A 25,838-nucleotide genomic window follows, 5' to 3' on the forward strand; every position below is an offset into this window, starting at 1 on the left:
AGTCCTCCGGGAAGTAGTCGAGCAGGCAGTTCGGCGCCGACCCCGGACCGCGGCCGTCGATGTGCCGGGAGTAGTTCTCGATGCCGGAGCAGAAGCCGACCTGCCGCATCATCTCGATGTCGTAGGTCGTGCGCATCCGCAGCCGCTGGGCCTCGAGCAGCTTGCCCTGCTTCTCGAACTTCGCGAGCTGGTCCTCCAGCTCGAGCTCGATCCCGCGAATGGCCCGGTCCATCCGCTCCGGCCCGGCGACGTAGTGCGACGCCGGGAAGACGTACATCTCCTGCTCCTCGTGCATCACCTCACCGGTGACCGGATGCAGCGTGTAGATCCGCTCGATCTCGTCCCCGAAGAACTCGATCCGGATCGCGAGCTCCTCGTAGACCGGGATGATCTCCACCGTGTCCCCGCGCACCCGGAAGGTCCCGCGCGTGAAGGCGAGGTCGTTGCGCGTGTACTGCATCTCGACGAACCGCCGGAGCAGGGAGTCCCGGTCGACCTCCTCGCCGACCTTGATGCGCGCCATCCGGTCGACGTACTCCTGCGGCGTGCCGAGGCCATAGATGCACGAGACGGATGCGACGACGATGACGTCCCGCCGGGTGAGCAGCGAGTTCGTCGCGGAGTGGCGCAGCCGCTCGACCTCGTCGTTGATCGAGCTGTCCTTCTCGATGTACGTGTCCGTCTGCGGGATGTACGCCTCGGGCTGGTAGTAGTCGTAGTAGGAGACGAAGTACTCGACGGCGTTGTTGGGCAGCAGCTCGCGGAACTCGTTGGCGAGCTGCGCGGCGAGCGTCTTGTTCGGCGCCATGACGAGCGTCGGGCGCTGGACCTGTTCGATGAGCCAGGCGGTCGTGGCCGACTTGCCCGTGCCGGTGGCGCCGAGGAGCACGACGTCCTGCTCCCCCGCCGTGATCCGGTGCGCGAGCTCGGCGATGGCCGGGGGCTGGTCTCCGCTCGGCTGGTAGTCCGAGATGACCTCGAAGGGTGCCACCGTGCGCTGGAGGTCAGTCGTGGGACGCATGGCTACACGTTACGTCGCGCTGCCGACAGCGCCGATGTCGTATGCCGCTGGGTCCGCTCCCGCACACCGCTCACCGCACTCGGTGGGTCCACTCGGGCGTCGCGAACCTCGCCTCGACGAGCTCCTTCGCAGCGCTGAGCTCGGCCTCCGAGTACGTCGCCCGCGTCGTGCGGTGCGCCCGGGTGAACGAGGCGATGAAGCTCTCGATGATCGCCTCGCGCGTCATCCCGGTCTGGGAGCGCATGGGGTCGACCCGCTTGTTCGCCGACTTCGTCCCCTTGTCGGACAGCTTCTCCCGTCCGATCCGGAGCACCTCGAGCATCTTGTCCGCGTCGATGTCGTAGGCCATCGTCACGTGGTGGAGGACGGCGCCGGACGCGAACCGCTTCTGCGCCGCGCCGCCGATCTTGCCCTTGTCACTCGCGATGTCGTTGAGCGGCACGAAGTGCGCCCGCACGCCGATGTCGGCGAGCGCGCCGATGACCCAGTCGTCGAGGAAGGAGTAGGACCGCTCGAAGCTGAGGCCCTCGACGAGCGAGCCCGGCACGACGAGGGAGTACGTGATGGTGTTGCCGGGCTCCATGAACATCGCCCCGCCGCCGGAGATCCGCCGGACGACCTCGATCCCGTGCCTGGCGGCGCCGTCGGGGTCGACCTCGTTGCGCAGGCTCTGGAACGAGCCGATGACGACGAGCGGCCGGTCCCAGTCCCAGAACCGCAACGTCGGGGGCCGCTCCCCCGCCGCCACCTCGTGAGCGATGACCTCGTCCAGGGCGACGTGCATCGCTGGGTCGAGCGTCACGGGCGGGATGACGTCGAAGACGTGGTCGTGCCAGCCGGTGGCCTTCCCCAACGCCCGACGCACGGCGATCCCGATGGCCTCCGGCGTGAAGCCGATGAGCGAGACCGTCTCGTCGAGCGCGCCGTCGATCGCCGACGCCAGCTGCTCGACGCCGGCATCGGCCGACAGGCCGGTCAGCGCCGCGTTGATGTCCTCGAGGGCTTCGTCGGGCTCGAGGAAGAAGTCCCCCGAGATGCTGACGTCGGACAGCCGCCCGTCGGAGACGTCCACCTCCACTGCCACGAGCTTGCCACCGGGAACCTTGTACTCGCCTCTCACGACTCCCTCAACAATGCCGTATGCCGCTGACTTCCCGAGCGCTCGAACGCGGGCTCAGCGCGGGGTCCAGTTCGTCGCTGCGGCCCAGGCGTGGGCACGGGTGAACGCCGCGGCGAACCAGGGCTCCTTGGCATCCACATAGGCGGACGTCGTGTCGTGGAGGCCGAGGAGGCGGCGCTTCTCCGTCGCGTAGAGCTCGCGCTCCGAGGCCTCGTGGACGAGCCAGTCGCGGAACAACAGCGCGAACCTCCACGCCGGAGAACCGTTCTCCCGGACATGCACATGCGCGATCTCCTTCGGGTCCGTGGACCCGTACACCCGCTTGCGCCAGCCGTCCCCGTCGGCACCGTCGGGGTGCGGGGTGTCCCCGGTGATGTGGTCGAAGGGCAGCAGGCCGGCGACGCGCATGGCATCGCGGAACTCGGGAGCATCCGCGGCGTCCAGCTCGCGCACGCCGACCTGGACGTCGAGGACGTCCTTGGCCAGCAGGTGGGGCACGGAGGTGGAGCCGACGTGCTCGACCTCGGTCACCGCGGCCACGTCCCTGAGCGCGTGGGCAATCTTGGCGACCAGTCGTGCCCCGCGCCACGCCCAGTCGTCACGCGGTTCGACCACGGCAACACGCTCGGGCCGGCGGGAGTGGCGGCCCTGCACGAGGTTCTCGTTCCACGGGTCGAGGCGCTCGCTCCACACGGCGTCGACGGCCGCGATGGTCTCCGCGGGTGTGCCGTCGTTGTTGATGACGATGTCGCACGCCGCCCGGCGCTCGGCGTCGGAGGCCTGGGCCGCCATCCGGTTGCGCGCGTCCTGCTCGTCGAGGTCGCGGTGCTCGACGAGGCGCCTGACCCGGGTCTCGACGTCGGTCTCGACGACGATCGACACGTGCTCGCGGACCCACAGCCCACGTTCGACGAGCAGCGGCATGTCATGGACGGAAACGGCCCCGGCCGGCACCGCCTCGCGCAGCTGCGCGATCCGCTCGGCGATGGCCGGCCCCGTGATGGCGTCGAGCGCCGCAAGCGCCTCTGGGTCGGTGAAGACGATGGCGGCCAGGCCGGCCCGGTCGAGCGTCCCGTCGGCCCGGATCACGTCGTCGCCGAAACGCTTCCGAACCTGCGCCAGGACCGGCTGACCGGGCTCCATGATCTCGCGGGCGACGACGTCCGCATCGACGACCGCCGCTCCGAGCTCGCCCAGCCGCCCCGCCACCGTGGACTTGCCCGAACCGATTCCCCCCGTCAACCCGACCCGCAGCATGGCGGTCACGCTACGGCATTCGCCGACGTCAGCAGCTCACCACCTGGAGGCGCGCACGGAGGCGCGCTCGAAGGCGGCGACGAGGACGTCCTCGAGCCAGCGGACGTAAGCCTCGTGGGACCAACCGCATCGCCGGACGAGACGGTCGTAGACCTCAGGGGCCGTGAGGCACCAGACCTCGTCGAGGAAGAGGTCCCGAGGAAAGCCGTCCGGGAGGCCGTGAACCGCCTCGAGGGTTGTCAGCGCGAGAGTCTGGTCCGTTCTGCGCTCCGCCTCGGTCGAGGCCACGAACGTGGCCAGCCCCGGGTCCGAACCGGCGCCCTGCGCCAGAACACTCCCCAGGAGTGGGCCGACACGCTCGTAGATGAGCCCGCACAGGCGGGCATAGGCAGCGATGAACGACTGCCGGTCGGGTGAGTCCGACATCGCCCGGAACTCGAGCCGGTCCGCCATGGGGATCGGCTCCTCGTCCCCGGCGAGGAGGATGTCGTGGACGAGCTTGAGCACGTCCGCCTTGCCGCCGATGGCGTTGTACACCGTCTGCGGGCTCACCCCCGCGGCTCCGGCCAGCGCCGACACGGACATGGCGTGGTAGCCCTCGGACAGGAGCAGGGTGGTGGCGGCGGCGACGATCCGGCGACGGGTCGCACGCGTCGACTCGAGCCGCCCGCCCGGCTGCCGAGTCCGGTTTGTTGACACCCGCCACCTCCGACGCCACCATGAGCACACTGGAACGCCGTTCAAGTGAGCGGCGCCCGCCGTCGGTCCCCTCCCCTGTGGCACGACTCGGCCGCACGCAGTGCGATAGAGAAGTGTGACATGACGCGGGGTGGCCCACACGGGCAGTGCGAGGGGGAATGAGGGTCCGGGATCCGTCCCGGACCCTCATCGCACCCGTCGATGGAAAGGCGTCCCCTGTCTGTTCACGCACGAGCCCCGGTCCCTCCACGTCGGTGAAGGGCCGGGGCTCGATGTGCGCGTTACCGCGTGAGCCGGCTCAGCGGCATACGTCGTGGTGTCCTCAGTTGCCGGTGAGCTTCTCGCGGAGTGCAGCCAGCGCCTCGTCCGAGGCGAGCGTTCCCTCGGCCGGAGTCGCGGCTTGCCTCTCCGGGGCGCCACCACTGGTCGCCGACGAGTAGGACGTCGCGGTGCCGGCGTTCGCAGCGGCCTCGGCGTCGGCCTTGTGCGCGGCGTCGACCTGGGCCTTGTGCGACTCCCAGCGAGCGTGGGCCTCGGCATACTGCCGCTCCCACTTCTCGCGCTGGACCTCGAAGCCCTCGAGCCACTCGTTGGTCTCCGGGTCGAAGCCCTCGGGGTACTTGTAGTTCCCCGCCTCGTCGTACTCCGCGGCCATGCCGTAGAGCGTCGGGTCGAACTCCGACACCGGCACGCTCTCGTCGTTGGCCTGCTTGAGCGACAACGAGATCCGGCGACGCTCGAGATCGATGTCGATGACCCTGACGAAGATCTCGTCACCGACGTTGACAACCTGCTCCGGCAGCTCGACGTGACGCTCGGCGAGCTCGGAGATGTGCACGAGGCCCTCGATGCCGTCCTCGACCCGGACGAACGCACCGAACGGAACGAGCTTGGTGACCTTGCCCGGCACGACCTGGCCGATGGCGTGGGTCCGCGCGAAGTGCTGCCACGGGTCCTCCTGGGTCGCCTTGAGCGACAGGGAGACCCGCTCGCGGTCCATGTCGACGTCGAGGACCTCGACGGTCACCTCGGTGCCGACCTCGACGACCTCGGACGGGTGGTCGATGTGCTTCCACGACAGCTCGGAGACGTGGACGAGACCATCGACACCGCCGAGGTCCACGAACGCGCCGAAGTTGACGATGGAGGACACGACGCCCTGGCGGACCTGGCCCTTCTGGAGCTCCTTGAGGAAGGTGGTGCGCACCTCGGACTGCGTCTGCTCGAGCCAGGCCCGGCGGGACAGGACCACGTTGTTGCGGTTCTTGTCCAGCTCGATGATCTTGGCCTCGATCTCCTTGCCGACGTAGGGCTGGAGGTCACGGACGCGCCGCATCTCGACGAGCGAGGCCGGCAGGAAGCCGCGGAGGCCGATGTCCAGGATCAGGCCACCCTTGACCACCTCGATGACGGTGCCGGTGACGACGCCGTCCTCCTCCTTGACCTTCTCGATCGTGCCCCAGGCGCGCTCGTACTGCGCACGCTTCTTGGACAGGATCAGGCGACCTTCCTTGTCCTCCTTCTGGAGGACGAGGGCCTCGACCTCGTCGCCCACACCGACGATCTCGGAGGGGTCGACGTCGTGCTTGATGGACAGCTCACGCGAGGGGATGACGCCCTCGGTCTTGTAGCCGATGTCGAGCAGGACCTCGTCCCGGTCGACCTTGACGATGCGACCCTGCACGATGTCGCCGTCGTTGAAGTCCTTGATGGTCGCGTCGATGGCGGCAAGGATGTCTTCCTGAGAGCCGATGTCGTTGATGGCAACCTCAGGCGCGGTCTTTTCGACCGTGTTGGCAGTCATGTAGTAGGAACTCCGATTGTGGGCATTGTGATTGGTGGCGACCAGGGGCCGCTGTGCGGACATGGTGAACTGAGCACACGAATGCGCTCGAGCATCCTATCCGTGCGGTCGGGAACCGGTCAAAGGCTGCGCACAGCGTGAGCCACGATCCCAGTCCTCATCTGGAGGCGCTCCGGCGGCCCGCGCCGCCCGACGAGTCGGTCCGGGCCAACCGGGCGTGGTGGGACGCCGAGGCCGGCGACTACTACGCGGAGCACGGCCGGTTCCTGGGAGACGCGGACTTTGTCTGGGGTCCCGAGCGGCTCCGGGAGGCGGACGCGAGATTGCTCGGCGACGTCACCGGTCGCCGGGTGCTGGAGGTCGGGGCGGGTGCCGGCCAGTGTGCGAGGTGGGTGCACTCGGCCGGCGGCCAGGTGGTCGCCACCGACCTCTCCGCAGGCATGGTTGCCCAGGGCAGGGCGATCGACGTGGCCGGTGCTCCTGAGGAGCGGGTGCCCTTCGTCCAGTGCGACGGCCGGGCGCTGCCCTTTGACGACGGGACCTTCGACATCGTCTTCACCGCCTACGGTGTCGTGCCGTTCGTGGCGGATTCCGCACTCGTCATGCGGGAGGTCGCGCGGGTGTTGCGTCCGGGTGGACGGTTCGTCTTCTCCACGACGCATCCGCTCCGGTGGGCCTTCCCCGACGACCCCGGTCCCGGTGGGCTCACCGTGCGGCACTCGTACTTCGACCGGACCCCCTACGTCGAGCAGGACGCGGCCGGGCGCGCGACCTACGTCGAGCACCACCGGACGCTCGGCGACCGGGTCCGCGAGGTCGCGGCCGCCGGCCTCCGCCTGGTGGATGTCGTCGAGCCGGAGTGGCCGCCGGGTCACGAGGAGAGCTGGGGCGGCTGGTCACCGCTTCGCGGCCGGCTCATCCCGGGGACCGCGGTCTTCGTCTGCCGCCTCGGCTGATGGCGGCAGCGTCAGCGCGCGAGGCCGTTGACGGTGCACAGCCTGCCCGGCTGGTCTCACACCGTGGTGGACCGCTCGCGTCGGGTGCCGAGCCCTCCCAGACCGTCAAGGCCCTGGGCAGCGGTGGGTGGCTTACGGCGGCGCGGGGGCACGAGCAACAGCGTTAGTCCACCGAGGACGATGAGCCCCCCGACGATGAGGGCCGTCGGCTTCAGGGTGTCGCGGACGAAGCCGAGAAGGCGTCCCTTGCTGCCCCAGGTCTCCGCATTGGCGCTGACGGTCGCTTCCGTGTATCCGATGGTGCCCTTGGTCGTGTAGACGGTGCCGAACTGGCTGACAAGGGACTTGTCGAGGACTTCCTGACCCTTGATGATCACCCCGGTGTTCGGCTCCACCCAGAGGGTGCGGTCGTTGCCATACATGACCTTCGCCTCCACGTCATCCCCGGTGGCGTCGAAGACGCCAGCTGGCAGGGTGCGCGTGGTGACCTCCCCCACGGGGATCTTCTGGGCGAACACGTAGGTGTTGGTGCCGTAGAGGTTCTCCTCACGCACGAACTCGATGTCGACGGGCTCGCCGAGGTCGCCGTCCCAGAACTGGTACGTCTGCTTCTGGACGTCGAACGGGAACTTGAAGAAGAGCCCCTCGTGCAGGACCGGCTCGAGCTTGTCCGGGTCGTCGAGGTCACCCGCGGAGCGGACATCGAGCGAGGAGCCGGTGGCCTCCCCCGTCTTCCGATCGAAGGTGACGACCTCCATGCTGTAGGTGAGAGGCCCGACCCCGACGGCCTCCGACTTCACGCCCGTCTGCCAGACGGCGGTGGTGTTCAGCTCCCCGTCCGGCACCTGTCCAGGGATGCCGATCACGGTGCGAGTACTGCGAACGTGGGCGTCGGTGAGCTTGTCATAACGCGACGCCTTGGTCCCGTCGGCCTGGTCCTGCGACCAGAGGCGAAGCACCTGCATGCCGGTTCCCTCCGACCGAGAGGTGTAGCAGTCGTTCTCCTCCGCCTCGCAGTCCTGCTCACCGCTCTCCGAGATGCTCGGCTTCTGGTCGAGGGGGATGGTGCTCAGCTGGTCGTACAGGTAGGGATTCGCGAGGAAACCCAAGACGATGAGGGCGGTGCCCAGAGCAACTGCAATGCCACCGAAGATGCGACGCAAGTGAGGTCTCCCGCTAGAGTGACGGCGCTGTCAAACGATTGCTACGCGCTGGTAACAATCGCTTTCGCGCGGAGCCTACCAGCGTGTACCGTTGCCGTCACTCAGTGACGCCGGACCTTGCGGGGCGTCGACCCGAAAGGCTCGCCAACCGTCATGTCAACCCTCCCAGACGCGGGTCGCGCGGTCGGCCTGAGAAGCCCGGCCACGGAGCTGGAGGATGACGAAGACTACTCCCCCGGCTGGCTGAGGTCAGATCCCGTTCGAGCGGCGGCCCTTGCCATTGCGTTGCTGTCACTCCTGATCCACTGGGCCGTCCTGCGTGAGGGCTACTTCCTCACCGACGACTTCATGCTCTCGACTCGAGCGGCCGAGACCGAGCTCTCGTTCTCGTACCTGTTCCGAGTCCACACGGGACACCTGGAGCCCATCGGCTTTGGCTACATGTGGTTGCTCACCGCGGTCGCGCCCCTGAGCTGGCCGATCGCCGTGCTGTCGATCGTTGTCGGACAAGCGATCCTGCTCATCCTGGTCTGGCGCCTGCTGCTGGAGCTGTTCGAGCGCCGGCCGCTGGTCCTGGTGCCGTTCGCCCTGTTCGCCATGAGCCCGCTGACCCTCACGGCGTTCTCATGGCTGTCGGCAACGATCATCTGGTTGCCGCTGATGATCTCCACCGCCGGGCTGCTTCGGGCACACATCAGGTATGTGCGCAGCCCGTCAGTCAAGGGGGCCATTGCCGCGCTGGCCTGGCTCGTCCTCGGCATGCTCAGCTTCGAGAAGATCCTTGTCGTCCTGCCCTATCTGGTCGCCATCACGTTGGTGGCTCGGCCTGAGATACGGCTCCGGCTGCGCGATCTCCTGCGCCTCTTGCGCCGAACTGCCCTGGTGTGGGTCCTCTACGCCTTCGCGACCGGAACCTACCTCGCTTACTACCTCTGGGCTTCAGCCCGGGCCGATGCGGGCTCGCGGCTCCAACCTCCTGAACCTGGCGTCCTGCTCGACTTCATGTTCCTGACGGTGATGAAGAGCTTCGTCCCCGGCGCCGTGGGCGGCCCGTGGGACTGGTTCTCGGCCAACGCGGGTGGCGCTCTTCAGAGCTCTCCAGAGGCCTTCATCTGGATGACGTGGATCGTCGCCTTCGCCGTGGTGACGACGTCGTTGTGGCTACGTCGGCTGGCAGCGCGTGCGTGGTTCGCGCTCGCCGTCTATGTCGCGGCCTCAGCAGGAGTGCTGGCGCTGAGCCGCGTCCCCATCATCGGAGCCATCGCTGGCTTGGAGACGCGATATCTCGCCGACGCCACGGTCCCGCTCGCGGTCACGCTCGGTGTCTGTCTCATGCCGCTCCGAGGGGAGAAGCGGCCGTGGTTTCCCGCCTACCGGAACGTCCCGCAGCTTCGGCCGGCTCTGCGCGTCGGAGTGAGTGTCGTCCTGGTGTTGTTCGTTGCGCTGAGTCTCCGAGCCACCGGTTCCTACGCCCCATATGTCGCAGCCAATCCCTACCGACCGTTCGTCGAGACCGTCCGGAGCGAAGTGAAGACGCTCCCACCGAAGGCGGAGATCTACGACGACTGGATTCCGGTCGATGTGATCGGTCCGCTGTTCCTCGAGTACAACTACGTCAGCCGGTTCCTCGCTCCATTCGTCGACGATGAATGGAGGTCGCAGCTGTATGGGGCCACGGAGTATCGAGACCCGTACGTGCTGACCAAGGAAGGCACGTTCGTCAGGATGGACGTCGCTGGTGTCACCAATCCGGAGAAGCCCGAAGGCTCATGCCCCTGGCTCAACGACGGTGGAGTCATTCGGGTCCCGCTCTACGCGAGCGCATTCGACTGGTCCTGGGCAGTGCGCATCTCCTACCTCGCGGACCGTGACGCTGAAGGAACCCTTCGCTTGGGCAAGGCCGCGGTCCCGATCACCATCCACGAGGGACTCAACCGTGCCTTCGTCCATCTCGTAGGGGGTGGACCCGAGGTGGTGATCACTGGGCTCCCCCCGGAAGCAAAAATCTGCGTCGGTGATGCGGCCGTTGGCACGCCCATCCCTTCCACGTCATGAACCCCGGTCGTAGGTTCCTGGCACTCGACGGGTTGCGCTTCGTCGGTGCCCTCGCGGTCCTGACGACCCATGTCGGCTTCGCCAGCGGCGACGCCTTACGCGGCCCGTTCGCCGGGATCTTGTCCCGTCTCGACGCAGGTGTCGCTCTCTTCTTCGTCGTCTCCGGCTTCCTGCTGTTCCGACCCCACGCGATGGCTCACCTCGAGGGCCGCAGCCGACCCAGCCCACTGCGCTACTACCTGCGGCGGGCAGCGCGCATCCTTCCCCCGCTGTGGATCGCCGTCGGAGCGGCCGCGCTGCTCATCCCTGGCGCCGGCTCGGAGGCTGGCGACTACATCGCGCACGCGACACTGACGCAGATCTACCTGGACACGCCCCTGACTCCCGGCCTGACGCAGTTCTGGAGCCTCGCGACAGAGGTGGCCTTCTACCTTCTCCTTCCGGTCATCGCCTCACTCGCGAGCAGCGGCCGGCCGGACGCGCAATGGTGCCGACGCGTCATCCTTGCCTGCGCCGTCATGCCCGCCGTAGGAGCGGCCTGGATGGCCTCCGCCACCGCGCTCGGCCATTCTGCAGCCCGCCTTTGGCTACCGGGGTATGTCGGCTGGTTCGCGATCGGCATCGGCCTGGCCACCTGGCATGCCGGCCGGACCACCGGCACCCTCCCGGCGTCCCGGTTCGAAGAGCTCACGCGGTTCCCAGGGACGGTCTGGTCTCTCCTGGCCGCGGTGTTCCTGCTGTCGACCTCCGCGGTGGCCGGTCCCCTTGACCTGTCCGAGCCGACACCCGGCCAAGCGGCCACCAAGAGCCTGCTCTACAGCATCATCGGGCTCCTCGCAGTCGCGCCGACGGTGATGGCCATTCCTCCCGCACGGGAGCCCGCTGCCCTCGCGCCGCTCACCGGTCGAGTGGGCGTCTGGCTCGGGCAGATCTCCTATGGCGTCTTCGCCTACCACGTCGTCATCCTCGAGCTTCTCGGCGAGGCGCCCGGCTTCGAGCCGTTCACGGGACGCTTCATGGCCCGCTGGGTAGTGACCCTCGCAGCCGCGCTCGTCGTCGCCTGGCTGAGCTACCGCTTCGTCGAGCGGCCCATCATGCGTTCCGTGCGGGTCAGGCGTCGTAGAGTGCCCGACCACAGCACGGTGAGAACGGACGTCCAGACCAACGCCTGAACGACCGGGGAGTCAAGGCTCGTTCGGTATTGAGGAAAGGGCCAGAGCACCGTCACGAGGGCAGCGAGCAGGAGGGCGAGGGCTCCGAGCCAGGCAGCATGCACCCAGCGGCGTGCAACGACGATGGCGACCACGCAGGCTGCGAGCGCGGGTGGACCACCCGCCAGGACGGCGATCACAGCGCCCACCACGGGTGAGGCCGCCCAGTGCGCCTCCGGTTGGACGGACGTAGGATCCGTTGCCCGACGCGACGTGACGACGACGACACCCAGAAGTCCGAGGACGAGCAGGCCCCCGAGGTAGAGCCCGAACTGGTAGATCCGGTTGGGTGCGAACTCGACAACCAGCGGCGTTGTCGCGCCGGCAGGCACGAGGAACCCCTGCTGCCAGCCGTTGACGCGCACGGGAGTCAGCGACCCCTCGCTCGTGGTGGCGGTCCATCCCGGGTTGAAGTTCTGGGGCAGCACCAACGCCGAATCGGCCGTCCGCTCCCCCACGAACGCGGTCAGCACCGATGGCGAGGTGCGCTCGACGGTGACATCCACCAGTGTCCGTGGGCGCAGCGCAAGCCCCGGGGACCGCATGGACAGGCTTGACGGCGCGAACTCCGCGCTGGCGCTGGCCTCGACTTCCACGATGTCCGCTGGAGTGCTCGCGAGTCCGCCGTCACGGCACACCTGCCAGCTGAGGCGACGCCCGGACAGGATGTCGCCGACGGTCCCGCGCACCAAGGTCTCGTAGCTATGGCCGGCGATGACGAGGTCTGGGCCGAAGCCGCAGGGCACGCCGGTCGAGGCAGACGGGGACAGGCTGGCGCTCTGCTGCCCCACGACCTCCAGCCCGCTGAAACCCACCGGCGCGAAGGAGTGCGCCCCCGTGGCGGAGTCGATGTTCTCCAGGAGACGGACGTCGCCGAAACTGAGACGCACCGACGAGGTCCGCTTGGGGGGCAGCTTGACGAGGCCGGTTGCGTCGGCGGAGGCCGTGTGGGTCCGCCCGTCGTCGTACGTCACTGACACCGTGACTGGGGTGGAGGCAGGCAACTCGAAGCTCTTCGTGATCCGCAGGCCTGCGACCCGGATCCTCCTGGGAAAAGCCACCTCGTACCACGGTTTGGGGTCAGCAGGACTCGCGACCCAGCCGGTGGCCGGATCACCGTCGATTCCGGCGTCGGGGCGGCCTGCGGGCGCGGTGACGAGTCGAGAGGACGCTGTCGCCGTCCAACCGTTCGGCAGCGCCAGGAGCCTCTCCACCGCGTCCCCGTCGAGCGCGCGGACCTCGCCCCGGACGGAGTACTCGGCGGGGCGGAGGGCCATCCACGTGCGTCGCCATCCGGCTTCTTCGGCCGGGAGACCGAGCGTCGGACTGCACGCGACCGTGCCGTCAAGGGTGAGGCACTCGGAGCGACCGCGCTTGCCCTCCTCAAGGAGGACCAGGTCTGGCTGGTGACGCCCGGGGAGGGCCAGGGTCGGCGCCGCGCTGACTCCGGGGACCGAGAGCTCCGCGATGGAGAAGCCGTTCTGACGGCCGGGCTCGACCTCGGTGAGCGTGACTCGTAGCCAGGATGCCTCACCGGGCGGCATCCGCAGTCGCACACGTGGCCCGGCGATGACATCGGTCGCCATGGCGCCCTGGTCCGTCTCGACGAGCACCGTCTGCGGTCGTGCACCGACTGGCGAGGACGCGGACAGCTCAATCATCGTCCCGGCAACCGAGGTTGGTCCGGTGAAGTCCACCCGGAGCCACTCCCCGACCGCTTCGCCGAACCGACCACTGACCCAACGGGTCCGAGACTCGCCGTCCAGCGCCTGTGCGGGACCGTGGCCCGGACCGATCCGGAGAGTCGCATACGCGTCCGAGGCGGAGGAGGATGCGGTGACGGACGAGACTCCCTGCCACTCGAGCACGGATGCGACTCCGGGCACGGCGTAGTCGATCACAGCTCGGCCGGAACGGCCCGGATCACTGGCCTCGAGCAGGCCCGACGTGTTGTGAGCCGGCTCGCCGAAGTTCACCTCCCTCCGACGGATCCCGTCCGTGAGAACGGTCGGCTGGTCGGTGATGGCACGGGGGTCGGCCGTGACGTCGGGGACGTCGACGTCCCGCAGGACGTCGACGTCGCCGATTGCCCCCACCAGGGCAGGGAGGTTCTCGGGTCCACCGGTGACGACCGGCATCGCGTCCAGAGGGACGATGCGGGCCTCACCTGGGCGCTCCGAGGGGTCAACGCCATAGATCTCGATGGACGGTCGCTGCAGGAGGGTCCGGTAGTCCACTGTCACAGACTCGGACTCTCCGTAGGCACCGCTCGTCGGGCCGAACGATGCAACGAGGTCCAAGCCAGACTCCTGGAGCGACCTGGCCATGACTCCGGGCTGGTCACCCTGGGCGTCGAGACGGATGTCGTGCCGCACGAGAACGAAGGCGATGCCCGCCATCGACAGGGTGCTCTCGAGGCGTTTCACGCTCTGACCCGATGCCAGCCGATCCATGATCGAGTCGAGGAACCGTGTCGCCCCGGCCGACCCGAGGGGGACGGCATCTCGGACGACAAAGGGCCTCCTCGCGAGCGCCTGCAGCGGATCGTCCTTGGTCGAGCCCCAGGTGAAGTCCGCGAAGTTGGCTGATGGAGTCACCAGGACACTTCCCGGCGTCGACTGCGCATCGAGCCAGGCCGCTGCCTGGACCCAGTGGTTCGGGATGTCGCGGTACCCCTCGGGCCGAGCCATGTTGGTTGCGATGGCCGGGGCGGCATAGGTCACGAGCACACCCGCAACCGCAAACGCCGCCAGGGCCCGAGCTCTCGACCGCGCCTGAGCAGGACGGAACCGCCTCCGCAGCGCGCCGGATGCTCGCTCCAGGGCGAAGCCGACACCGACGACGATCGGAATCCGCACGACGAGCTCGAACTTGTGCGTGTTGCGGAGCGGCGCGAGAGGGCCGTCGAGCAGGTCCTGCGACCACGACGTCCACGGCCAGATCCAGCCGCCAGTGTTGCCGAAGGTGACGAGAGCCAGCCCCACGATGGTGCCCAGGACGAGGAAGCCCCGCGCTCCCCGAGCAGCCGTCATCCCCAGCAAACCGATGGCTGCCACGAGGACCGTGGCGAGCGCTATCGCTGGCACCGTGACCTGGAGCCACGCAGCGGGCCATGACGGCCCGGTGTCGGTCCGCAGGAAGCCGAGCCACGCAGACGTCCCGCGGATCGCCTCGAACGCGCTGGCTGTGCTGGTCGTGACCGAGGCGTTCTCTATCCACGAGAGGAAGGGCGGACTGAACCGCCCCAACACGACCAGTGGGATGATCCACCACATCGAAACGGCAACGATGCCCACGGCCCAGGCCAAGCCCAACCCCAGGTGCGTCCGGGACCACCGACGAGTCAGCAGCCAGAGCGCGGGCAGGACCAGGGTGGCCAAGGTGGCCGCGGCATTCACCGCTCCAACCAGAAGGAACGCCAGAGCGGACCGGCTGACCCGCCAACCCATCGATCGGTCGGTGATCAGCAGCGGCAGAAGCACCCACGGAGCAACCGCGAGTGGCCACACCTCGACCGAGGTTACGGCTACCTCGGCGACCAGTCTGGGCGATGCGGCAAAGGCGATCGCGCTGATGAGACGCGCCCATCGACTGGTGACCCCGAAGGCCTTGGTCAGCAACCACATTCCCAACAGGGCGACCGCGAAGACGGCGGTCCACCAGAGGCGCTGGACGACCCACGCCGGCATGCCCAGGGAGGAGAGGGCAAGGTGGAACGGGCCTACGGGGAAGAGGTAGCCGTAGGCCTGGTTCTGTAGTTGCCCGAAGGCCCCCTGCGGATCCCACAGGTGCAGGGCCCGCGCCAGAAATCCCGCCGGGTCGGCGGTGAGGTCCAACTTGGTGTCCGGCACGACGAGCCCGGTGGACTGGCGAAATGCGAGTGCGGCGAAGGCCGCGACCGCGGCAAGCAGTCGGAGTCGCCACACGAGCGCCCCGCCTGCCACCTGCCCTCTCGCCCCAGAGGCGTGCCTGTGCGCCAGGTCACCGCTCATGGCTTCCGCAGGACGACGACGGCATTCCACGAGAAGACCTCGCGCAGTGCAGGCACCGCAACGACCCACTTGGCCCAGCTCGGGTGGTAGCGCGGCAGGACCTCGACGACCTCGACCCTCCCCTCCGCACGAGCCTGGTGCACCCAGGTGAGCATCCGCCCGACGGAGCATGCGAAGAGGGTCCGGCCGAAGTCGTTCTTCGGTCGGCGCCCGTGAGTCCTGGCGTAGCAGTCGGCGGCGCGGCGGCCACCCAGGTAGTGCCAGGGCGAGGTCTCGTGCCCGCCCCAGGGCGACAGCCACGGGGTCCAGGAGAGCACCACAGTCCCTCCGGGTCGGGTGATCCGCACCATCTCCTCAGCCATCGTCTCCGGCGCGGGGACGTGCTCCAGGACGTTGCTCGAGTAGGCGAGATCGACCGAGCCTGTCGCTATCGGCATCTCGAGACCGGAGGCGCGCAGGGTGTTGCCCGGTACTCCGCCGCGCCCGCCGAGTTCACCCACATCAGGATCCAGTCCCGCATACCGCGCTCCGGCGGCAGCGAAGGCATCGGCGAAGTAGCCGGGACCGCCGCCGACGTCGACCACGGTCGCCCCGTCGAGGTTCATCCATCGGCCCAGCTCACGAAGCGAGTCCTCGGCCAGCATGGAGTAGAAGAAGTCGGGGTCGCTCTGCTCGACGCGAAAGGCCTGGAACAGCTGGACCGAGCGCCGTAGTGAGCCTGCTGGTGCGAGCAGGTGCTCGGTCACGCCGTGGCCTCCTCCTGGTCGACACGCTGGAGGTCGCGGACATCCAGCGCATGCTCCTCCAAGAGGCGCTCCCACTCGTCCACCGCAGCCATCCAGGAGTACCGGCCCGACAGGGCCTTGGCGTTCCTGCCGAGCTCTTCTCGCTCGGCGTGCTCCGAGAGAAGCCGGTGCGCAACGCGAGCCATCTCCGCGACGTCCCCGACGAGGATGCCCGTCACGCCGTCGACGATCGACTCGGAGAGACCCCCTGCTCCGTGGTGAGCGATGGTCGGAACCCCGTGGGAGGCGGCCTCCACCACGTTGAGCCCCCACCCCTCCTTGGCGCTGGGGGCCAGCGCCAGCCAGGCCCCCGAGAGCTCCCGATGCTTCCTCGCCTCGTCCACGTAGCCGAGCAGGTGCACGCGGTCGGCTACTTCCGAATTCGCAGCATGCCGCTCGATCTCCGGCCGCCACCACCCGTCGCCGATGATGCGCAGCTCCAGATCCGGGTGGTCCGTGCGCAATCTCGCGAGCACGTCGATCGCGAGCTCCACGCGCTTGTGGGGCACGAGGCGACCCAGCACGACGACCGTCGGGCGCTCGGCCCTGGGCACGCGGCTCTCAAGGGGCCGGTCTGCGCCGTTGTGGATGATCTGCATCCGCTCAGGGTCGCGGCCGAGGGCAATGAGCTCCTCCCGGCTCCGATCCGAGACGGTGACGCACTGAACGCGGCGGTAGACGACCGGGGCCACTCGAGACTCGAGCCACCACCCGATCCTGGACATCACGGGCCCGAAGACGACCGGCCACTGCTCGCGGTGCACGTGGTGGACCAACGAGATGACCGGCGTCCTGCAGACGAGTGGCGACCAGAAGGGCACTCCGTTCTGCGTGTCGATGATGACGTCGAAGCGGGCGGCGCGGGAGGCCTCCCGACGCAGCGCCACGAGGCTCGAGGGATACACCCCGACCCTGCCCCCTGAGCGAACGATGCGGTAACCGTCGACGTGATCGAGGGCGGGTGCGTCACCGTGCGCGGCACAGAAGAGGACGACGTCATGGCCCCGAGTCGCGAGTCCCGCGCAGATGGTCTGTGCGTAGCGCTCCGCGCCACCCCCTTCGGGATGGCTGAGGTCGCGCCAGTTGAGAAAGGCTATGCGCACGTGTGCGGTGTCTCAGGGTGCGGCGCGTCAGCCGCCGTAGTTGATGAGCTGCTCGGGACCAACGAGCTCGGCCGGGCCGGTCTCGACCGCGAGGCTGTCATCCGGCGCGGTCGACGAGACCACCGCGCTGATCGCTGCTGCTGCGATGCCGGCGCCTGCGAACAGGGCCACTGCGGCGATGAGAAGAGCAGACAGGCGACCTCGTAGGGGCTGATTCGACACTGAACTTCCTCTCAGCACGCCACCATGACGCGACTTACTCGTCAGTATGTTAGCGGGGTGGGGTGATAAGGCAAGAAGCGGCGGCACGCCCTTTTTCGCACGTGTCAGGTGACGGACCAGGTGTCAGGTGACAGACCAGACCCGCAGGCTCGTGCCGTTGAAGGTCAACCGCAGCTGTTGGCTGTCAACACGTGGACCGGGTGTACCCAACCATTCGACCACCACGTCGACGCCGAGGTCTCGCAGGTCCGTGACGTTCAGGCGCCCCTCCACCCACGTGGCACTCGCGGGAGGATCAGACGCTCCCACTCGGAACGTCTCCTGTCGCCGCACGGTGAGGTCAGCCGCTGAGACCACTTCTCCCCGGAGGGCGAGCGGCAATGGGTCCAGGAAGGGACGGTCGTCGTTCCACGCGACCCGTCGCAGTGGCTGCCAGGGAAGGACCAGAGCGCCGGACTCCCCGACCGCCTCGACGGCACGTCGCCAGTCAGGGGGGAAGGCGACAGGACGGTAGGCGGCGTGAAGGCGCGCCGGGACGTCAGGGGCGGCCAGCACAGCAGTGGCGGCAACAGCGCAGGTAAGGCCGACCGCAACTGCGGCCTGCGCCCTCTCAGACATCGGTCGTCCCCCTTGACCCCGACCAGACACACGGGACAGCAGCTCCCGAGCACGCTCTACGACCAGGGCAGTGCCCAGCGGCACGAGGAGCACGAGGGCAAAGGCGGAGACCGCCAGGAGCCGGTGAGCGTCCCGGAACAGCGCGACTCCGGGGACCGACTGCGCCGCAGCAAAGGCCGGCAGACCAACGGGGCTGGAGAGGAACACGGCGACCGCCGGCGGGGCCAGCAAGCACAGGGCCAGCAGGCGCCGCCGTGGGTTGACCGGCCGGGCCAGCCCGAGACCGGCGAGCAGGAGGAGGAGCGCGAGCGCCCCGAGCGTCACCACCGTCTCACGCGACTCGAGGCGAGCGGCCGCAGCCCACGCTCCGCCGCCCGTGAGCACGTCGAGAAGCCCTGCCACCCCGTCCGCCTCGATCCGAAACGCGGCAGCACCATCACTGACCCCGGCTTCAGCCCGGCCGCCCAGGGCGGGCACGAGCCACGGGATGCACCAGAGCACCCCGAGGCCAGCGACCGTCAGGACCTCCGCCGCTCTCCGTCCGGCCAGCCAGGTGAGCAGGACCGCTGCCGCGGCAGCTGTGACACCCCCTGACGGTGTCAGGGCAGCAGGAAGGGCGGCGAGCGCGAGAGCGAACACCCGGACCCGCGGGCTCCGACTGACCTGACTGGCGAGCACCAGCCACGGGAGCATCGACCAAGCGAGTAGCGTCGGCGGTTGGCCAAGGAGCAGCCGCTCAGCTGCGAAGGGGGACCACGTGGCCAACAAGGCACCCAGAGCTGCCACCAGGACCCCGCGTCGTCGAAGCAGAAGTGCCACTCCCGCACCGGCGACCCAGAGGGACCCGACGAGGATTGCCTTCTGCTGCAACCAGGTCGGGACGAGGGGGTCGAGCAGCGCCATCACAGCGTTGAGCGGCACTGCTCGAGGTGCCGCACCGTCGAACCCCCATGTCCGTGCATCGAGCACTGGATCCGGGACCGTGATGAAATCGCGGTACAGCAGGTAGCCGCCGCCGAGGGCGGGCCACACCATGACCAAGGTCACGAACCCTGACACCGCAATGCCCACGGTTCCAGCCGCCGGTACGGTCCGGCGGGCTGGCATCATGCTCGGCACTATGGCACAACGCATCACCCACGACGCACCCGCGGCGAATCGCTACGCGAGATCCGGCGCAGCGCTGCTCGTCGGCACGCTCGCGGCCAACGTCCTGAGCTACCTGTTCTTCGTGGTCCTCAGCCGGGTGCTGACCTCGGCCGATCTCGGGGGCGTCGGGGCCATGGTCAACCTCGGCGTCATCGCCAGCGTCCCCGCGCTCGGACTGCAGCTGGTTGCTGCGCGTCTCGTGGCGAGCCGTCGGGGAGACGAGGCTCGCTCCCGCGAGCTCGAACGCCGGATGCTCCACGCCTCCCTCCTCTTCGGCGTGGTGCTTGCCCTGGTCGTGTCAGCCGCCTCCCCCGTTCTCGCGGCAACGCTCGAGGTCAGCATCCTCACCGTTGTCCTTCTCGCGGCGGCACTGGTGCCCCTCACCGTGCTGCACGGAGCCCAGGGCCTGCTCCAGGGGCGCGAAAGGTTCGCGGCTCTGGCTGTGGTCCTGACCCTTGCCGGCCTGGGCAAGGTTCTCGCGGCTTTCCTTGCTGGGGCACCGATGGGCGGCATCAGCCCTGTTGCCACCGTCATCCTGCTCTACGGCCTGGGCCTCGTGGTCGTGGCGACCCTGGGTGCGCTGCTCGTGCGGCGTGCGCCTCGGACGACGACACCCGCAGGTGGCTCGCCCTCCACGACGTCCCGCCCACGAGGGGGGTCAGGACGCCTGGTGCGGCTGGTCGCAGCCGCCGTCGTCCCCACCTCGGGACTGCTGTTCCTCGCCAGCGTTGACGTGCTGCTGGCCCGGCAACATCTGTCGCCCGCCGAGTCCGGCCAGTACACGGTAGGAGCCCTTTTCGAGAAGGCCGCCTTCTGGGGGATGAGCTTCCTCGCCACGCTCTTCTACCCGGCCATGGTCGATGCCCCACGACGCAGGGCTGCCCTCCTCCGGGCACTGACCCTCGTCAGTGGGCTCGGCGCCATGGGGATCGCGATGACGGTCGCCTTGGGCGAGCCCCTGATCCGAGTCGTCGGTGGGCCGGAGTTCACGGTCATCGCCCCGGACCTCTGGCGCTTCACCGCCCTCGGTGTGGCGCTGTCACTCGTCCAGATCCTCGCCTACGCCGGAGTTGCGGCCGCAACGGTGCGCATGGGCCTGGCCATGTGGCTGGTGAGCGGCCTCGCGGTCGCCTGGGTGTCGTTGGCGGGCCGCACCACCGTCGACATCGTCACGATCCTGCTGGCCTGCACAGTGGTGCTCGTCCTGGTCGGCTTGGTCATCGAACGGGAAACTCTGCGCGGAACACCCGTCACCCCGGGCACTCAGACCAGCCGCCGCACGACCCAGCTCAGTGGGCCGCGTCGTGCCAGGAGCGGCCAACTCCGACATTGACGTCGAGGGGAACGTCCATCTCGACCGCGTGGCCCATCTCGTGGCGGACCAGCTGCTCCACCTCGGCGCGCTCCCCCGGCGCGATCTCGAGGATGAGCTCGTCGTGCACCTGCAACAGCATCCGCGACGTCGCGCCGGCCTTGGCCAGCGCCCGGTCCACGCCGATCATCGCGACCTTCATGATGTCCGCGGCCGAGCCCTGGATCGGCGCGTTGAGAGCCATCCGCTCGGCGGCCTCGCGACGCTGGCGGTTGTCCGACGTGAGGTCGGGCAGGTAGCGGCGCCGCCCGAGCATCGTCGCCGTGTAGCCGGTGCCACGGGCCACGGCGACGACGTCACGCAGGTAGTCGCTCACGCCGCCGAACCGCTCGAAGTAGCCGTCCATCAGGCCGCGAGCCTCCTCGGTGCTGATCGTCAGCTGCTTCGACAGCCCGAACGCAGACAGGCCGTACGCGAGGCCGTAGGACATCGCCTTGACCTTCGAGCGCATCTCGGGAGTGACGTCGGCCGGCTCCACACCGAAGACCTGCGACCCGACGTAGCGGTGCATGTCCTCCCCCGACCGGAACGCCTCGATGAGCCCTTCGTCGCCCGACAGGTGCGCCATGACACGCATCTCGATCTGGGAGTAGTCCGCCGACATCAAGGCCTCGTAGCCGTCGCCGACGACGAACAGCTCACGGATGCGGCGTCCCTCCTCGGTGCGGATCGGGACGTTCTGCAGATTGGGGTCGGTCGACGACAGGCGGCCTGTGGCGGCGATGGTCTGGAGGTAGGTGGTGTGGACCCGCCCGTCGTCCGCGACCGACTTCTGCAGGCCCTCGACGGTGACCCGCAGGCGTGCCGAGTCCCGGTGCCGCAGGAGCGCCTCGAGGAAGGGGTGCTCGGTCTTGGCGTAGAGCTCGTTGAGCGCGTCGGCGTCCGTGGTGTAGCCGGTCTTGGTCTTCTTGGTCTTCGGCATGCCCAGCTGTCCGAAGAGCACCTCCTGCAGCTGCTTGGGCGAGCCGAGGTTGATCTGGTTGCCGTCGATCGCGTCCCAGGCGTCCTGCTGGGCTTGCGCCACCTTGGCCGCGAAGTCCTTCTCGAGGGCGTCCAGGCCGGACACGTCGACCGCGATCCCGATCCGCTCCATCTTGGCGAGCACGTCGATGAGCGGCAGCTCGACCTCGGAGAGCAGCTCGGCCCCGCCCGTCGCGGCCATGTGCTCGTCGAGCACCACCGCCAGGTCTCGCACCGCGGTGGCCCGGACCATCTCCTGGATCGCCGCCTTCTCGTCGGCGTCGCCACTGAAGTCGAGCATCCCTTGCCCGTGCGCGTCGGTGGTCGCACTGAGCTCGCGCCTCAGGTTGCGCAGGACGAGGTCGTCGAGGTGGTAGGTCCGTTGGTCCGGCTTGACCAGGTACGCCGCGAGCTGCGTCTCGCTCGTGAGCCCCCGCAGGGTCCAGCCCCGCGCCGCCAGCGCCTCGATCGGGCCCTTCGCGTCGTGCACGGCCTTGGGCCGCTTCTCGTCCTCGAGCCAGGCGCCGACGGCCGCCTCACCGGCCGGGTCGAGAGCGGTCAGGTCGACCCAGGCCGCCGCGCCGTCCGGTGCGGCGATGGCAAGCGCGGCGGCGTCCCCCGTGCCGCGGGCCCACGTCCCGGTGACGGAGAGTCCCGCCCGCTCCCCCTCCACGAGGTGCTGCGTGATCCAGTCCGGCACGTCCCCGGTGGAGAGGACCGTGCCGTCGACCTCGAAACCCTCCTCAGCCTCTGGCGAGCTGGCCTCCACCTCGGCGAACAGCCGGTCACGCAGCACCCGGAACTCGAGGCGGTCGAACACCTCGTGCACCTCCTCACGGGCCCACTGGGTCCGTTCGAGGTCGTCGACGACACACCCGATCTGGACGTCCTTGACGAGCTGGTTGAGCCGCCGGTTGCGCAGGACCTGGTCGAGGTGCTCGCGCAGTCCGTCGCCCGCCTTGCCCCTGATCTGGTCGATGTTGGCAACGATGCCGTCGAGGTTGCCGAACTGCGTGATCCACTTCGCCGCGGTCTTGGGGCCGACCCCGGGCACGCCGGGAAGGTTGTCGGACGTCTCCCCCACCATGGCGGCGAGGTCGCTGTAGCGGGCCGGCGGCACGCCGTACTTCTCCTCGACCTGCGTCGGCCCCATCCGCCACACCTCGGACACGCCGCGCACCGGGTAGAGGATCGTGACGTTGTCGCTGACGAGCTGGAAGGTGTCCCGGTCACCCGAACAGATGAGGACCTCGATCCCCTTCGCGTCCGCCTCGGTCGCGATGGTCGCGATGATGTCGTCGGCCTCGTAGCCGTCGAGCTCGCAGTAGCGGATCCGGAGCGCGTCGAGCACTTCCTTGACGAGGGGCAGCTGGCCGGTGAACTCGTCCGGAGTGCGAGCGCGCCCGGCCTTGTACTCGGCGTACTCCTCGGTCCGGAACGTCTGGCGCGACTTGTCGAACGCCACGGCGACGTGCGTCGGCTGCTCGTCGCGCAGCATGTTGATGAGCATCGACGTGAAGCCGTAGACGGCGTTCGTGTGCTGCCCGGTCACCGTCGAGAAGTTCTCGGCCGGCAGTGCGAAGAATGCGCGGTAGGCAAGCGAATGTCCGTCGAGGAGGAGAAGTCGGCTCACCCCGCAGAGCCTAGTGTCCGGTGCCGACAGCGGTGCAGCCCTGTTCGGGCTCGCAGGTGGGCCGCACTACGATCCCCCCATGTCTGATGCCACGCACCTCGAGTCGATCCGGGCGGTGGGCCCCGGCGCCCTGGGCGAGCGCATGGGGATCGAGATCACCGAAGCGACTCCCGAGCGCCTCGTGGGAACCATGCCCGTCGCGGGCAACACCCAGCCCTACGGCCTGCTCCACGGCGGCGCCAGCGTCGTGCTCGCCGAGACCCTCGGGTCGTTCGGTGCGGCGCTGGTGGCAGGCGAGGACCGCGTCGCCGTAGGACTGGACATCAACGCGACGCACCACCGGGCGGCCCGGTCAGGCATCGTGACCGGCACGGCGACGCTGCTGAGCGGGGGCCGATCCGTCGCCAGCTACGAGGTCGTGATCACGGACGAGGACGGCCGGCGTGTCTGTACCGCGCGCATCAGCTGCCTGCTGCGCGATCGGGCTCCCGGGGCCTGAGACCGGATCCGACCGAGTCAGCCAACCGCGCCGGGCGGCTGCACCGACGCCGTGCGGGCCCGGACGTCACGCCGTCGCTGCAACACCTTGTCGAGCGAATACCGTTGTGTCCGAGGCTCGCCAGCGAGCTTGCGCTGCAGAACCGCCGAGGAGGTGACCCGACGCACCGTCTCCGGGGCGAAGCCGAGCCGCGCGAAGAACCGGTTCAGCTCGCGGTCCTGCGCGGGCACCGCACTGACGAGGTGGTCGCACCCGTTCCGGTCGGCGTAGCGCGAGGCCGCGGCCAGCAGGGCCTTGCCCACACCTTGTCGCCGGAAGTCCACGTGGACGTAGAGCATGTCGATCGAGACGCTCGGGGCAGCGACGAGCAGACTGCGCGTCGTGTCGGCGATGACGACGTAGCCGGCGGGTCGGCCATCCATGAACGCGATGAACGCGCTCACATCCTTGCGTGCCAACGCTTTTCGCAGCGTGCCGTCGGCTGCCAGCCGACCGGCCGCTTCGGGCGTCGTCCCCGCCTCGATGCGGTGCGCGGTCCACAGCTCGATGAACGGCGTCTGCAGTCCGGCGTCGACCCGCTGGACGGTCACCAGCGAACGACCCATACGTCCCTCCAAGTTGTCCTCCCGGAAGCCACCCGCCTGACCATACGACCATGACGTTCGGAGCGAAAGAGGGGGTAAGACACATCTCCATTTTCCTTGTGAGTGTGCCCAACACATTCCGTATGCCGCTGGGCTTGCTCGCGTCGTGTCGTGCCCTTGGCAGCGCTGCGGGGTCATCGAGGTCAGGGTCGGGCCGACCACAGTCGGCCCCTGCCGTCGCCGTCCGTGGTCGCGACGTACAGCGTGGCGTCCACCGTGGCCGACGCGATCGGCACACCGGGCGGCCCCGATCGCTGACGCCAGCCCGATGAGCCACGTTGCAGGACCGTCCCGGGCATCACGACGAGATCGGTGTCCCGGATTCGGGTCGGGGGCGGCACGGTCTGCTTGCCGGCCACCGCGAACGCAGGCGTGGCGACTCTCGTCACCGTGGAGCCCTGCACCTCCCAGACAGCGAGTGTCCCGCCATCGGAACCGACGACGAGGCAGGTGTCGCCATCGCAGCGCGCCGCCTGCGCCTCGGCGATCGACTGTGCGGCCGGCAGCCGGACCAGCGTCCATGGGCCGCCTGCGCCGGGGGCGGTCCAGAGCGCGGGGACGGACGCGATGGCGCCAGTACCGAGGTCCGTGACCGAGCCCGCGAGGGCCAGGCCGTCACCGGTGGTGGTGATGAAGCGGGCACCGTTCAGAACGCGTGAAGTGCTGCCCAGGGGCGAACCGGTCGAGTCCTGTCGTTTCCACCGATCTGCGGATCGGAACCAGAGCGAGACATCGTTGCCGGTCCGACTGCTCTGCCAGGCCCCGGCCACGACCGGCTCCGTCCCGGCGAACGCGATGCCCGTGAGGTCGCCCGCACCCCATCCGCCGAAGACCCCGAAGGGCTGGGGCTGCTCGACGAGCCGGGGCGTCGGGTCACCCAGGTCCCCCGCCCAGACCGTCCACCGCACGTTGGCATGGGCTCCGCCCCTGGCGCCGCCCACGGCAGCGAGCTGCCCGTCACGGGCGGCGACGGACAGCCAGCGCGCGACGGTCGCGTAGGGGGTCACACCGTCGACCTCGGCCTCCGTGAGGTTGCCGCCGCGGAGGACGAGCAGGCGGGGGTTGGGACGGTCGGGAGCCCACGCACCGATGACCAGGGCATCGCCCGCAGAGGCGAGCGTCACCGCGTCCATCCCGTCAGGCAGTGGTTGCTCGGTCCACGCAAGAGCCTCCTCGTTCGTCGCGGCAGTCGGTGGCGCGAATTCGCGTGGTCCACCCTGGCAGGCCGTCAGGACCACAGACAGGGTGACCACCAGCACGGTCCCGGCCAGCCGACGACGACGTCCGCACGGCGGACGGCGGCCGCCATCGGGGCGCGCTACCTGGTGCGCCCCGATCCGCCGCAGTCCCCGCACGGTCGTGACCTGCCCGTCAGTCCTCGCCGAGGTAGGCCTTTCGGACCGAGTCGCTGGCGAGCAGCTCCTTGCCGGAGCCCTTGAGCACGATCCTGCCGACCTCGAGGACGTAGCCGTGGTCGGCTCGTTGGAGCGCGGCCTGGGCATTCTGCTCGACGAGCAGGATCGTCGTGCCCTGCTGCTGCAGTGTCGTCACGGTGGACATGATGCGCTTCATCAT

19 protein-coding genes and 1 pseudogene are annotated in these 25,838 nt (G+C 69.0%); 5 read left to right on the forward strand and 15 right to left on the reverse strand.

The features are described from left to right. From VJN29_RS01350 to rpsA, 5 genes are all read right to left on the reverse strand, one after another. Positions 1–1,021, reverse strand: a 1,021-nt coding sequence (locus VJN29_RS01350; protein ID WP_324141635.1) for a DEAD/DEAH box helicase family protein, incomplete at its 3' end; no start/stop codon positions are given. A 70-nt stretch (positions 1,022–1,091) separates the two neighbouring features. Further along, positions 1,092–2,141: a lipoyl protein ligase domain-containing protein gene (locus VJN29_RS01355; protein ID WP_324141637.1), complete on the reverse strand. Its 1,050-nt coding sequence runs from the start codon at positions 2,139–2,141 to the stop codon at positions 1,092–1,094. Between the two features lie 54 nt (positions 2,142–2,195). Beyond that, complete coding sequence (gene coaE, locus VJN29_RS01360; protein WP_324141672.1) at positions 2,196–3,398, reverse strand: dephospho-CoA kinase; 1,203 nt, start codon at positions 3,396–3,398, stop codon at positions 2,196–2,198. 36 nt (positions 3,399–3,434) lie between these two features. Then, a complete protein-coding gene (locus tag VJN29_RS01365; RefSeq protein WP_324141639.1) occupies positions 3,435–4,097 on the reverse strand; it encodes a TetR/AcrR family transcriptional regulator in 663 nt (220 codons plus the stop codon). Between the two features lie 322 nt (positions 4,098–4,419). Beyond that, the gene (rpsA, locus tag VJN29_RS01370; RefSeq protein WP_324141641.1) at positions 4,420–5,901 is read right to left on the reverse strand and encodes a 30S ribosomal protein S1; all 1,482 of its coding nucleotides are present in this window, start codon (positions 5,899–5,901) and stop codon (positions 4,420–4,422) included. Positions 5,902–6,038: 137 nt separating this feature from the next. Here rpsA and VJN29_RS01375 point away from each other — a divergent pair, with 137 nt between their 5' ends. Then, positions 6,039–6,857, forward strand: a complete 819-nt coding sequence (locus VJN29_RS01375; RefSeq protein ID WP_324141643.1) for a class I SAM-dependent methyltransferase — start codon at positions 6,039–6,041, stop codon at positions 6,855–6,857. A gap of 56 nt (positions 6,858–6,913) precedes the next feature. Here VJN29_RS01375 and VJN29_RS01380 read toward each other — a convergent pair whose 3' ends face one another. Further along, positions 6,914–8,020 (reverse strand): DUF3068 domain-containing protein, encoded by a 1,107-nt coding sequence (locus VJN29_RS01380; protein ID WP_324141645.1) that lies wholly within the window; start codon positions 8,018–8,020, stop codon positions 6,914–6,916. Positions 8,021–8,173: 153 nt separating this feature from the next. Here VJN29_RS01380 and VJN29_RS01385 point away from each other — a divergent pair, with 153 nt between their 5' ends. Further along, positions 8,174–10,075 (forward strand): hypothetical protein, encoded by a 1,902-nt coding sequence (locus tag VJN29_RS01385; protein ID WP_324141647.1) that lies wholly within the window; start codon positions 8,174–8,176, stop codon positions 10,073–10,075. Next, positions 10,072–11,247: an acyltransferase gene (locus VJN29_RS01390; RefSeq protein WP_324141649.1), complete on the forward strand. Its 1,176-nt coding sequence runs from the start codon at positions 10,072–10,074 to the stop codon at positions 11,245–11,247. Before VJN29_RS01385 ends, VJN29_RS01390 begins: the two co-directional genes overlap by 4 nt. On the opposite strand, the gene VJN29_RS01395 is transcribed toward VJN29_RS01390, so the two are convergent. From VJN29_RS01395 to VJN29_RS01415, 5 genes are all read right to left on the reverse strand, one after another. Then, positions 11,145–15,278 carry an alpha-(1->3)-arabinofuranosyltransferase domain-containing protein gene (locus VJN29_RS01395; protein ID WP_324141651.1) on the reverse strand — a complete coding sequence of 1,378 codons (4,134 nt, stop codon included), beginning with the start codon at positions 15,276–15,278 and terminating at the stop codon, positions 11,145–11,147. The genes VJN29_RS01390 and VJN29_RS01395 overlap by 103 nt on opposite strands. After that, the gene (locus VJN29_RS01400) at positions 15,275–16,024 is read right to left on the reverse strand and encodes a class I SAM-dependent methyltransferase (RefSeq protein ID WP_324141653.1); all 750 of its coding nucleotides are present in this window, start codon (positions 16,022–16,024) and stop codon (positions 15,275–15,277) included. Before VJN29_RS01400 ends, VJN29_RS01395 begins: the two co-directional genes overlap by 4 nt. Beyond that, positions 16,021–17,166, reverse strand: coding sequence for a glycosyltransferase family 4 protein (locus tag VJN29_RS01405; protein WP_324141655.1), 1,146 nt, complete (start codon positions 17,164–17,166; stop codon positions 16,021–16,023). The genes VJN29_RS01400 and VJN29_RS01405 overlap by 4 nt, the downstream gene beginning before the upstream one ends. A 27-nt stretch (positions 17,167–17,193) precedes the next feature. After that, positions 17,194–17,388: a hypothetical protein gene (locus tag VJN29_RS01410; RefSeq protein WP_324141658.1), complete on the reverse strand. Its 195-nt coding sequence runs from the start codon at positions 17,386–17,388 to the stop codon at positions 17,194–17,196. 123 nt (positions 17,389–17,511) lie between these two features. Next, positions 17,512–19,116 carry a hypothetical protein gene (locus tag VJN29_RS01415; RefSeq protein WP_324141660.1) on the reverse strand — a complete coding sequence of 535 codons (1,605 nt, stop codon included), beginning with the start codon at positions 19,114–19,116 and terminating at the stop codon, positions 17,512–17,514. 10 nt (positions 19,117–19,126) lie between these two features. Between VJN29_RS01415 and VJN29_RS01420 the strand changes: the two genes are divergently transcribed. Then, entirely contained in the window at positions 19,127–20,488 is a 1,362-nt protein-coding gene (locus VJN29_RS01420; protein WP_324141662.1) for an oligosaccharide flippase family protein, read from the forward strand. Here the strand turns inward: VJN29_RS01420 and polA are convergent. Continuing rightward, entirely contained in the window at positions 20,445–23,120 is a 2,676-nt protein-coding gene (gene polA, locus VJN29_RS01425; RefSeq protein ID WP_324141664.1) for a DNA polymerase I, read from the reverse strand. The genes VJN29_RS01420 and polA overlap by 44 nt on opposite strands. A 79-nt stretch (positions 23,121–23,199) precedes the next feature. On the opposite strand from polA, the gene VJN29_RS01430 reads away from it, so the two are divergent. After that, positions 23,200–23,619, forward strand: coding sequence for a hotdog fold thioesterase (locus VJN29_RS01430; protein ID WP_324141666.1), 420 nt, complete (start codon positions 23,200–23,202; stop codon positions 23,617–23,619). A gap of 17 nt (positions 23,620–23,636) precedes the next feature. On the opposite strand, the gene VJN29_RS01435 is transcribed toward VJN29_RS01430, so the two are convergent. From VJN29_RS01435 to VJN29_RS01445, 3 genes and pseudogenes are all read right to left on the reverse strand, one after another. Continuing rightward, positions 23,637–24,224 carry a GNAT family N-acetyltransferase gene (locus VJN29_RS01435; RefSeq protein WP_324141668.1) on the reverse strand — a complete coding sequence of 196 codons (588 nt, stop codon included), beginning with the start codon at positions 24,222–24,224 and terminating at the stop codon, positions 23,637–23,639. A gap of 182 nt (positions 24,225–24,406) precedes the next feature. Beyond that, positions 24,407–25,396: a hypothetical protein gene (locus VJN29_RS01440; RefSeq protein ID WP_324141670.1), complete on the reverse strand. Its 990-nt coding sequence runs from the start codon at positions 25,394–25,396 to the stop codon at positions 24,407–24,409. Positions 25,397–25,634: 238 nt separating this feature from the next. After that, positions 25,635–25,838: pseudogene (locus VJN29_RS01445) on the reverse strand (ABC transporter ATP-binding protein); the annotation flags it as partial.

This window comes from Intrasporangium sp. (genome assembly GCF_035280925.1).
Classification (GTDB): Bacteria; Actinomycetota; Actinomycetes; order Actinomycetales; family Dermatophilaceae; genus Intrasporangium.